The sequence below is a fragment of the Streptomyces sp. ISL-1 genome (assembly GCF_018614585.1).
In the GTDB taxonomy this organism is placed as follows: domain Bacteria; phylum Actinomycetota; class Actinomycetes; order Streptomycetales; family Streptomycetaceae; genus Streptomyces; species Streptomyces maoxianensis.
Window position 1 is genome coordinate 199,557 of the sequence record NZ_JAGGOI010000015.1, and the last position, 10,735, is coordinate 210,291.

Here is a 10,735-nt window from a genome sequence, read left to right on the forward strand (position 1 = left end):
ATACTTCAGGCATGACCGCGTATGACGCCATTGTGCTCGCCGGAGGTGCCGCCAAGCGGCTGGGCGGGGTTGACAAGCCTTCGGTGAGCGTGGGCGGGCGGGCCCTGCTCGACCGGGTTCTCGGGGTGTGCCGAGACGCGGGGCGCACCGTTGTCGTCGGTGGGCGCCGGGCCACCGCGCGCCCCGTGGTCTGGGCGCGCGAGGAGCCCCCGGGCGGCGGGCCGCTGGCCGCGCTGGGGGCGGGGGTGCGGCAGGTCGAGGCGCAGGCCGTTCTCGTGCTCTCGGCCGATTTGCCGTTCCTGGGGGAGCGGACGGTGCGGCAGCTGATCGGCACGCTCGGCACCAGCGGGCGTGAGGCGGCGCTGCTCACCGATGCGGGCGGCCGCGACCAGCCGCTCGTGGCCGCCTACCGCACCGAACCGCTGCGACGCGAACTCGCCCTCCTCGCCACCGAGTACGGGAGTCTGACAGGACTGCCGTTGCGTCTGCTGACGCAGGGATTGGACCTCGCCCGGATCGACGCGGAGCCGCTCGCCTCCTTCGACTGCGACACCTGGGCGGACGTCTCAGCGGCCCGGGCCCGTATACGGGAGCATGGGAACGTGCTGGACGAATGGATCACCGCAGTCAAGGACGAACTCGGGATCGATCTCGACGTCGACACAGGCGTCCTGCTCGACCTCGCCCGGGATGCCGCGCACGGCGTCGCCCGCCCTGCCGCGCCGCTCACCACGTTTCTGGTGGGGTACGCGGCGGCCCAGGCAGGCAATGGCGGCCCGGAGGCGGTCGCGGAGGCCGCCCGAAAGGCGGTCGCGCTCGCCGCGCGCTGGGCGGAGGAGGCCGAAGCGGCGAACCCGGAACCGGGCCCCGCCAAGCCTTCCAAGCCCGTCGATCAGGACCAGGCCGACGCCGGATGAACGGTCGGCACCACGACTTCGACGCCGCGGACGGATCAGACGTGACCGGTACCCCTCCAAGCCGGAGCGACAAAGCCGAGTCGGACGGCGTCGAAGAGGCCCTCGCGCTGGTCGGCCGCAAGACAAGCCAAGGGGGCGCCCCAGCAGCGGCCGCCGGTCCCTCGACAGCTCGGCACCGGGCGACCCCTTGGCCCGACGCCCGCGCGCTCGCCGAACGCATCGGGCGCGCCGCGCCGCCCCGTACTCAGCGTGTGCCTCTTGATCAGGCCCTCGGACAGGTGCTCGCCGAGCCGCTCGCCGCGCTCTGTGATCTGCCCTCCTTCGACACCTCCGCCATGGATGGCTGGATCGTCGCGGGTCCCGGGCCATGGACGGTTCAGGTGGGCGGTTCGATTCTCGCCGGGCACGGTGAAGCCTCGCCGCTGCCCGACGGGGCTGCGGTACGGATCGCCACCGGCGCCCGTATCCCGCCCGAGGCCACTGCGGTGATCCGCAGCGAGCATGCCCGTACCGACGCGGACAAGGGCCAGCTGTACGCCGAGCGCGAGGTGGTCCCCGGTCAGGACATCCGTCCGCGAGGCCAGGAGTGCCGCTCCGGGGACCAACTCCTGCCCGCCGCCTCCCTGGTGACCCCCGCAGTACTCGGTCTCGCCGCGGCCGCCGGATACGACGAACTGCTCACCGTTGTCCGGCCGCGCGTGGAAGTCCTGGTCCTCGGCGATGAGCTGCTCACTGCCGGACTCCCCCACGACGGTCTCATTCGCGACGCCCTCGGGCCGATGGTCGGTCCCTGGCTGCACGCCCTCGGCGTCCATGTCGTCGCCACACGCCGTCTCGGCGACGACGCCGAAGCCCTCTACCGTGCCGTCACCACGTCCGATGCGGATCTCATCCTCACCACCGGCGGTACGGCCGCGGGCCCGGTGGACCATGTACACCCGGTCCTGCGGAAGGCGGGCGCCGAGCTGCTGGTTGACAGCGTCGCCGTACGGCCCGGCCATCCGATGCTGCTGGCCCGGCTTGCCGCGGACGGCGATCTCCCGGCCAGGCATCTGGTAGGTCTGCCAGGCAATCCCCTGGCCGCGGTCTCCGGGCTCCTCACCCTTGCCGAACCGCTGCTGCGCGGACTCGCGGGACGCCCGGCGCCACTCCCGTATCGCGCCCCCGTGCATGATGAGGTGCACGGGCATCCGTACGACACCCGCCTTGTGCCGTTTGTGCACCGCGCCGACCATCTTGTGCCGCTGCACTACAACGGGCCGGCCATGCTGCGCGGTATCGCCGCTGCCGATGGACTTGCCGTCGTGCCGCCGGGCGGCGCGCAGGCCGGTGACGAGCTGGAGGTCCTCGATCTGCCGTGGACGTCCTGGACACCCTCGCTTGTCGAGGGAGGACGTTTCACGTGAAACTTCCCGGCCATGACGCCATGGCCAGGCAAGCCGACGAGCAGCTGGTCACCAGCCGGGTGAAACTCCCCCGCCGTGCCGTGCAGCGCCCGCTGCGCCAGGTTGGAAAACGCCTGCTGATGGCTCTGGCGGTACTGGCGCTGACGGTGCTTATCGTCTGGGTGGACCGAGCCGGCTACCACGACAACGCTGACGGCTCCGTCAGCTTCCTCGACTCCGTCTACTACGCGACGGTCACCCTCTCCACCACGGGATACGGCGACGTGGTCCCGCACAGCGACGGGGCCCGCCTCACCAACGTGCTGCTGGTGACGCCGCTGCGCGTGCTCTTTCTGATCATCCTGGTCGGCACCACTCTCGAGGTCCTCACGGAGAGGACGCGGGACGAATGGCGGCTGAACCGCTGGAGGCTTCGCTTGCGTGATCACACCGTCATCGTCGGCTTCGGCACCAAGGGCCGGTCCGCGATCGAGACGCTGACAGCCACGGGCCTGAAGAAGGAGCAGATCGTTGTTGTCGACCCCGGCAGCAAGGTGATCGAGGCCGCGAACGCCGCGGGCTTTGTGGGAGTGGTCGGCGATGCGACCCGTAGCGATGTGCTGATCCGCGCCGAGGTGCAAAGAGCGCGCCAGATTGTCATCGCCACGCAGCGCGACGACACGGCGGTGCTGGTCACGCTGACCGCGCGGCAGCTCAACCGCGGGGCGAAGATCGTCGCCGCGGTGCGCGAGGAGGAGAACGCGCCCCTGCTGCGCCAGTCCGGCGCCGACGCGGTGATCACCAGCGCCAGTGCTGCGGGGCGGCTGCTGGGTCTGTCCGTGCTCAGCCCCAGCGCGGGCGCGGTGATGGAGGACCTGATCCAGCAGGGCAGCGGGCTCGACCTGATCGAGCGGCCGGTGATAAAGGCGGAGGTGGGGCTTGATGTGCGGGAGGCGGACGACCTGGTGGTGAGCGTGCTGCGGGGACACCGGCTGATCGGATACGACGATCCTGCCGCCAGCCCATTGCAGTTGACGGACCGCCTCATCACCATCGTGCGCGCCGGGAAAGGCGCATCCCTCAACTACCCTGAATAGGGCCGCTCCGGAGTAGCCTCGCGGCCATGTATGCGATCACGATTCCTGAACCTGGCGGCCCCGAGGCGCTTGTGTGGGCCGAGGCGCCCGATCCCGTACCCGGCGAAGGCGAAGTCCTCGTCGAGGTTGTGGCCAGTGCCGTCAACCGTGCCGATCTGCTGCAGCGGCAGGGTTTCTACGACCCGCCGCCCGGGGCGTCGCCCTACCCAGGCCTTGAATGCTCTGGGCGCATCATCGACGTGGGGCCGGGTGTCTCCGGGTGGGCCGTGGGCGACGAGGTGTGTGCGCTGCTGGCCGGCGGCGGTTACGCGGAGAAGGTCGCCGTGCCGGCCGGGCAGCTGCTGCCGGTGCCGGAGGGGCTGGATCTGGTCACGGCGGCGGCGCTGCCGGAGGTGACCGCGACGGTGTGGTCGAACGTTTTCATGATCGCGCACCTTCGGCCGGGTGAAACGTTGCTGGTGCACGGGGGTGCGAGCGGGATCGGCACGATGGCGATCCAGCTCGCCAAGGCGGTGGGTGCGCAAGTGGCCGTGACGGCGGGCGGGCCAGAGAAACTGGCGCGGTGCGCGGAGCTGGGCGCGGACCTCCTGATCGACTACCGCGAGCAGGACTTCGTGGAGGAACTGCGGAAGGCGACGGAGGGGGCAGGGGCGGACGTCATCCTCGACATCGTCGGCGCGAAGTATCTGGACCGGAATGTGCGGGCCCTGGCGGTCAACGGCCGACTGGCCGTGATCGGGCTGCAGGGTGGCGTCAAGGGTGAGTTGAACCTGGCGACGCTGCTGGGGAAGCGGGGGGCGGTGACGGCGACCTCGCTGCGGGGGCGGCCGCTGGGCGAGAAGGCGGCGATCGTGGCGGCGGTGCGGGAGCATGTGTGGCCGCTGATCGAGGGGGGCCGGGTGCGTCCGGTCGTGGACCGGAAGCTGGCGATGGCGGATGCGGCGCAGGCGCATCGGGTGCTGGAGGCGGGCGAGAACGTTGGCAAGGTGCTGCTGGTGGCGCCGGCGGGGGCTGACAGCGCCGTCGGCTGACGCGCCGAGCGCGCTGCGTGGCGAGGGTCCGGGTGCGGGGCTGGGTGGTCCCACCCGCCCGCCCTTGAGCGTGGGGGGTTACTGCGTACCCACACCCCGGGCGGCCGTGTCGGCTTCGCCGCGCGGCGGGCCCGGTGTGGAAGGCGGGGGCGTCCCTCCCGGCACTACCTCCCGCCGTGTCGGCTTCGCCTCACGGCGGGCCCCGGTGTGGGCGGCGGGGTCGTTCACGCCCGGCACCCGCGGTGCCGGGCCCGGCTTCCCGGCACGGCGGGTCCCCGCTTTGGGGAGTGGTGGGGTACTGCGTAGCCCCACGCCCCGGCTGCCGTAGCCCGCTCACCGCGCGGGGGCCCGGCCCCCGGCCGGTCCGGGGCCTGCCCACTCCCGCCCGCACGGGCGGGAGTGGGCACAAGCTCCGTCCTGTCCACCCCCGCTGGTACGCGGCCTCGGGCCCCCGGGCCGTCCTGTCGGCCCGCGCCGCAGAACCGGCCTTCCCAGCCGGTGCACCGTCAGCATCGCCGTGGAACTGGCCCGGCGCCGGGGGACGCAGTACCCCCGGCGCCGGCTGTCAGCCCCGCCGCGTAACTGGCCCGACAGGGGGCACGCAAAACCCCCGCGCCCCTTACAGATACGGTCCCGAGCGGATTGCTCCGTGCTGGCCGTCCTCGTCGTCCTCGTGCGAGGCTCCCGGGGGGAGTGCTCTCCGCATCTGTTCGAGTTGGGCGCGGGCCGCCATTTGCTGCGCGAACAGAGCCGTCTGAATTCCGTGGAACAGGCCTTCCAGCCAGCCCACCAACTGGGCTTGTGCGATGCGCAGTTCCGCCTCGGAAGGGATTGCCTCGTCAGTGAAGGGGAGAGAGAGGCGTTCGAGTTCCTCGACGAGCTCAGGGGCGAGGCCGTCCTCCAGCTCCTTGACCGAGCTGGCGTGGATCTCCTTGAGCCTCACTCGGCTCGCCTCGTCCAAAGGTGCCGCTCTGACTTCCTCCAGCAGCTGTTTGATCATGCTGCCGATGCGCATGACCTTGGCCGGCTGTTCCACCATCTCTGTCACCGGGACCTCGCGCGACTCGTCGTCACCGCCACCGCCACCGCCGCCAAGCGCCATCCCGTCCTGTCCCACGACAAGTACGTGGGGGCTCTCCTGCGACCGTTCATTCCTCGGCATCTCCATGCCGCCATTCTCTCGCACATGCGCCTCACCACACGGTGTGCCCCCGTACGAGGGTGATCCACCCTCGTACGGGGGCACAGAGCCGCTGAATATGGCCGTAAACGCGTCGCTGAGCCGATCAGGTCGCTTCGCGGCGGGACAGTGCGCCGCGGGAGCGGGTCACCAGCGCCGCCAGCAGCGCCGCACCGACGGGGACCGCGATGAGCAGCGCGGCCAGGGTCTCCCAGGGCACGATGATCGGCACGTGGGGCACCGAGTCGAGCGAGCCGTAGCCCTGGTCCAGCGCTTCCTGGTACCACTTCATCTGGTCGCGCCTCTCGGTGAGCCGGAGCCCGATCGCGGGCAGGACACCCGCCGCCGAGCCGAGGACCACACCCATCGCGGCCACCACACCGCACTGGAACCCGCTGAGCGTCCTGCGGACCCGTGGCGGCGCGCCTACAGCCGCCAGCGTCTTCAGATCGGCCTCGGCATCCGCCTGGGCGAGGCCCGTGGCGATACCGGCCGCGCCGATCGTGATCAGCCCGGCGAAGACGGTCAGCGCCAGCAGGATGATGTTGTTCTCGCTGGTGTAGCCCTCCTCGACATGGAGGTTGATGTCCGAGCCGGTCTTGTCGAGCTCGCCGTCCAGCCGCTGGCGCTGTTCGCTGCTCGGCATCTTGTCCGTGGAGTAGTACGCCCCGAACGGCACGGTGTTAACACCCGCCGACTTGGCTGCGGCAGGCGGCAGGATCATCGCGACGCCGTACGAATTCGGCTCACCCGAGACCTGGTGCGCGGTGAACGTCTTGATCTCGCCCGGCGCTTCCTTGCCCTTCTCCGCGGCCTCGTCGGCCTTCTTGGGATCGGTGATCAGACGGATGCCGATCTTGCCCTTTGCGTCGACGTTGCGCTTGTCGAACGACACGATCTGCCCGGCCGCCAGCGCCTTCTCGGCGGCAGCGTCGTCGATCGCGAGCACCTTCAGCAGCTTCGCGTCACCGACCAGCACACCGCCGTCGACAGAGGTGCCGCCGCCCGGGAGCTCCTTGCAGCGCCAGTCTTCGGCGAGCTTGCGGCGCTCGGCCTTGCTGAACTTCGACGAGGGGTTCTCGTCCGGGTGGGCCGGGTCGGTCTTCCACAGCGGGCACTGGTTCGCCTCGGGTACGACTACCTCGTAGCGGCCGCAGCCCTCCCCGCCGCCGTACATCGAGCAGTTGGTCTTGCCGACCGAGATCCGGTCCACATCGGCCCGCAGGTCGATGGGCAGCATCTTCTGCACGGTGGCGCGCACCGCCGGAACGTCCCGGCCGCCGGCCTCGTCGAGCGTCACCGAGACCGCGCCGTGCGGGAGGCTTGCCTCGTAGGCCGACCGGCCCTGGGCGTCGTCGCTCGCGGCGTACGTCGCCACGGCCACGGTGCCCGCGACGGCGGCCAGCACCGCGGCCACGGCGGGAGCCGTACGGCCACGGTTGCGTACCGCGTCCCGCAGCGCGAGGCGCGGGGAGAGCGGCAGGATGCGTCCGGTCCGCCCGAACAGGCCGACCAGGGCGGGGGTCAGCGCGACCACACCCAGCTCGGCGACGGCGCTGCCGCCCGCCACGATGATGAACTGGTCGGTCATCACCGAGCCGTAGAGCGCTGTCGTCGCGCCCAGCGCGACCGCGATCAGTCCGACCACGGTCAGTCCCCGGCTGCTCTTGCGTACGCCCCGACGACCGGTGAGCGAGGCCAGCACGGACTGGCGGGATGAGGTGATGGCCGGGACGATCGCGGCCATCAGGCCCGTGAACACGGCGAGCAGCCCGATGCCGAGCAGTTCCAGCGGACGTATGTCGAAACTGCCGAAGCGCGCGCCCATGTAGTCCTCGAGCAGCGGCTGCAGCGCGAAGGTGAGAAGCAGACCGAGGACCGTGCCGACCACCGCCGCGGCGGCGCCGATCACCAGCCCGCCGGAGAGGACGATGGCGCGGATGTGGCGGCGGTCGCCGCCGTTCGCGCCGACCAGGCCGAGCTGGCGGCGGGAGCGCCGGGCGCCGACCGCGAAGGCGGGTCCTGCCAGCAGGCAGATCTCCAGCATCGCAAGGCCGACCACGGTGCCGACCGCGGCGAGCGCCGCGGCCTTGGCGGCCGTGCTCTCCTGGTACTGGCCCCAGCCCTCCTGCTGGTAGATCGGAACGTCGGACTTGGCGGGCGGGTCGAGGGCCACGGCGCGCGAATTGACCGTTACGCCCTTGGTGTTGGCTTCCTTGACCATGTTCCACGTGAAACCACCGGGAATGCTCACCAGATGCGTGGTGCTCGCCTCGGTCACGGGCAGCCCGGCCTCTTCCAGGGCCTTGTCCAGCGGGACGAGGAACGCGCCCGGCAGCGCGTTGACCTGGTCGGTGTCCAGCGCGTCGGGGAGTTCGTAGGCGCCGACGATCTTGTACTCGCGGTCGAGTCCACGGGCCGCGAGCTTGGAGCCCACCTTCAGACCGCTGGTCTGAAGGAAGTGCGTGGTCGCGGCGACCTCGTCAGCCTTCTGCGGGAGCCGGCCCTGATCGACGACCATGATGCCCTTGGCCATGGGGGCCGAGGCCTTCAGCTCACGGATCTCGGTGTTCAGCAGACCGTGCGCCGTGCGCAGTTTGCCCGAACCCAACGCATCCGTCAGGGACTTGGCGTCCGCGGGAAGTACTTTGCTGACGTCGGTCCGGCCCTCGGGATACGGCTTGTTCTCGAAGTCCCCCACCGGCGTTGAGCTGTTGGCGTCCGGCGTCTGCATGAGGGGCACGCCGCCCATGCCGGGGTCGGTGAACCGTGCGTCGGCGGCGCCCAGCGAGCGCTCGAGGCTCTGCTCGGTAGACAGTTCGGCGCTGCGCAGGGTCAGATCCGCGGCGCTCACGCCGAGGATGGGCAGGGCGATCATGGCGAGGACGAGGAAGCTGCGTCCCTTGGAGCGCCAGGCGTCGCGGCGGGCAATCCGGATCGCGGCCCGCCAGGAGTGATACCAACCGTTCACAGCTCGGCCGCCTGGCCCGAGAGCAGCGAGTCGGCCTGGCTGCGGATCGTCTGGTCGACGACCGCGCCGTCGCGAAGGAAGACCACACGGTCCGCCCAGGCCGCGAAGCGCGGTTCGTGGGTGACGAGAATGCCGGCGGCGCCGCCGTCGCAGCGGGAGCGCAGCAGGGCGAGTACGGACTCTCCGGTCTCGGAGTCCAGGGCGCCGGTGGGCTCGTCGGCGAGGACGAGCCGGCGCTCGCCGACCAGGGCACGGGCGATGGCCACGCGCTGCTGCTGGCCGCCCGACATCTCGTCGGGGAAGCGGTCGGCGAGATGCCCGAGATCCATCTCCTCAAGCGCGGCGACGGCCTCGGTACGCGCCTTGCGTGCGGAGATGCCATCCAGCTCGCGCGGCAGGGAGACGTTCTCGGCGGCTGTGAGCGCGGGGATGAGGTTGTAGTCCTGGAAGACATAGCCGATGCTGCGGCGGCGCAGAGCGGCGAGTGTCTTGCGGCCGGCGGTGGTGATGTCGGTGTTCTCGACGATCACCCGCCCCGAGGTGGGGGTGTCGAGTCCGCCCGCGATCGTGAGCAGCGTGGACTTGCCGGAGCCGGACGGGCCCATGACGGCGACGAGTTCGCCGGGGAAGACATCGAGGTTGATGCCGCGCAGGGCATGGACTTCGGTGGCGCCGCTGCCATGGACACGGGTGAGTTCCTGGAGTCGCAGCACGGGCTGCTGTGACTTCTGTGACTGGTGGTCGGACATGGAAGGGTCCCCCCTTGGACGGACGGTGTACGAGCGGCCGGATGCCGCGAGCGGATGTACGGAGATTGCGAGAGCTGGGTGAGCTGTGAGAGTCGGCCGCTTCGGCATTCGGTGGTCTACGTCAACGGCGGCGGTGAGTTAAGTCGGCGACGGCGGCGGTGAGTTGACTCGGCGGCGGCGACGGTGAGTTGAGTCGACGGCGACGGCAGTGAGTTAAGTCGGCGGCGCGGGCCGTGCGCGCGCCGAGCCCGATCGCGCCTCCCCAGACGCGGGGCCCGCCGGCCCCCGCGAAGACGCCGAGGACGCCGGGGTACCGAGCAGAGACGCGGCCGTCGTCTGCTCCGCTTCCCGGCCCGCTCCCCGGCCGGCCGCCGCGGAGAGGCGGATGAGCCGCACCTCGCAGTGGTCGAGCCAGCGCGCCTCCGCCTCGGTCTGGAAGATCAGCTGTTCCAGCACAAGCAGCCAGGCCACGTCGTCGCGCTCCTGTGAGCCCTCGTTCTCGATGGTGGCCAGTGCCTGCGCCTTGAGCCGGGTGTAGTCCTGCATCGCCTTCACGGTGTGGTGGCGCTGGGACTGGATGACGGCACGGATGTCCACGCCCGGCGCCCCCACCGCCATCGCGAGCTTGATCGCCAGCTCGTCACGGGGCGGGCTGCTGCGATCGACGGGCGTCGCGAACCAGCTCTTCAGCTCCGTGCGCCCGGCATCGGTGATGACGTAGAGCGCATGGCCCGCATCGTCCTCGCCGCCCTGGGCGACCATGCCGTCGCGTTCCAGGCGGTTGAGGGTCGTATAGACCTGACCGACGTTGAGCGGCCAGGTGGCCCCGGTGCGCGACTCGAACTCCGTACGGAGCTGGGAGCCGTAGCGAGGGCCGTGCTCGAGGAGGGCAAGGAGCCCGTGGCGGATGGACATACTCGGTATATATACCGAGTANNGCCGCACCCCGAGGAAGCCGATTCCGAGCCCCATGAGCGCCATCCCGACCCCCAGGGACAGCGGGGAGATCTGGTGCACGACGGGCTCGGGCACGGCCTGAGGTTCCTGGTCACGGGCGGCGGCGGGCGGTGTCGGGCGGGGCATGGGCGCCAGGAACTCCCCGGTCTCCTCCCGCTCCTCCGTCTCGGGTGCCTCGTCCTCCTCAGGAAGGTGATCCGGCGCGGAGGATCGTGTACGCGAGGAAGTGGCCGAAGCGGAACGAGACGCGGAAGGCGACGCGGACCCTGTCCCGGACGACGCACGGTCGGGGCGGATCTCACCGTTCGGGCTCTCGGACTCGTCCGGGCTGGGCGACTGGGGAGCCCGACCGGGCCTCTGCCGCCCTTCGCCGGCCTGCCGCCCCGCGAGCGAAGCGGAGGCGGAAGCGGCCGGCGCGGCGGCCGGCGTGGCGGCGGGTGCGGCGGCC

At 71.0% G+C, this 10,735-nt stretch carries 9 protein-coding genes; 5 read left to right on the forward strand and 4 right to left on the reverse strand.

Annotated features, from left to right (window positions below; translation table 11 throughout):
* The first annotated feature begins 11 nt into the window (after positions 1-11).
* The 4 genes from J7E87_RS35000 to J7E87_RS12995 are packed head-to-tail and all read left to right on the forward strand — an operon-like array spanning position 12 to position 4,430.
* On the forward strand, positions 12-917 hold the full coding sequence (locus J7E87_RS35000) for an NTP transferase domain-containing protein (RefSeq protein WP_251017331.1): 906 nt from the start codon (positions 12-14) through the stop codon (positions 915-917).
* Positions 914-2,323: a molybdopterin molybdotransferase MoeA gene (locus J7E87_RS12985; protein WP_251017332.1), complete on the forward strand. Its 1,410-nt coding sequence runs from the start codon at positions 914-916 to the stop codon at positions 2,321-2,323. Before J7E87_RS35000 ends, J7E87_RS12985 begins: the two co-directional genes overlap by 4 nt.
* Entirely contained in the window at positions 2,320-3,399 is a 1,080-nt protein-coding gene (locus J7E87_RS12990; RefSeq protein WP_374195168.1) for a TrkA family potassium uptake protein, read from the forward strand. Before J7E87_RS12985 ends, J7E87_RS12990 begins: the two co-directional genes overlap by 4 nt.
* Before the next feature lie 26 nt (positions 3,400-3,425).
* Entirely contained in the window at positions 3,426-4,430 is a 1,005-nt protein-coding gene (locus J7E87_RS12995) for an NAD(P)H-quinone oxidoreductase (RefSeq protein WP_215093250.1), read from the forward strand.
* Positions 4,431-5,049: 619 nt separating this feature from the next.
* Here J7E87_RS12995 and J7E87_RS13000 read toward each other — a convergent pair.
* The 4 genes from J7E87_RS13000 to J7E87_RS13015 form a co-directional block, all read right to left on the reverse strand.
* On the reverse strand, positions 5,050-5,598 hold the full coding sequence (locus J7E87_RS13000; protein ID WP_215093252.1) for a bacterial proteasome activator family protein: 549 nt from the start codon (positions 5,596-5,598) through the stop codon (positions 5,050-5,052).
* Positions 5,599-5,716: 118 nt separating this feature from the next.
* Positions 5,717-8,581, reverse strand: coding sequence for an ABC transporter permease (locus J7E87_RS13005; RefSeq protein ID WP_215093254.1), 2,865 nt, complete (start codon positions 8,579-8,581; stop codon positions 5,717-5,719).
* Positions 8,578-9,330 (reverse strand): ABC transporter ATP-binding protein, encoded by a 753-nt coding sequence (locus J7E87_RS13010; RefSeq protein WP_215093256.1) that lies wholly within the window; start codon positions 9,328-9,330, stop codon positions 8,578-8,580. The genes J7E87_RS13005 and J7E87_RS13010 overlap by 4 nt, the downstream gene beginning before the upstream one ends.
* A gap of 213 nt (positions 9,331-9,543) precedes the next feature.
* A complete protein-coding gene (locus tag J7E87_RS13015) occupies positions 9,544-10,245 on the reverse strand; it encodes a PadR family transcriptional regulator (protein ID WP_215093297.1) in 702 nt (233 codons plus the stop codon).
* Between the two features lie 268 nt (positions 10,246-10,513).
* Here J7E87_RS13015 and J7E87_RS13020 point away from each other — a divergent pair.
* Positions 10,514-10,735: hypothetical protein (locus tag J7E87_RS13020; RefSeq protein ID WP_215093258.1), on the forward strand; the 222-nt coding region annotated here is incomplete at its 3' end.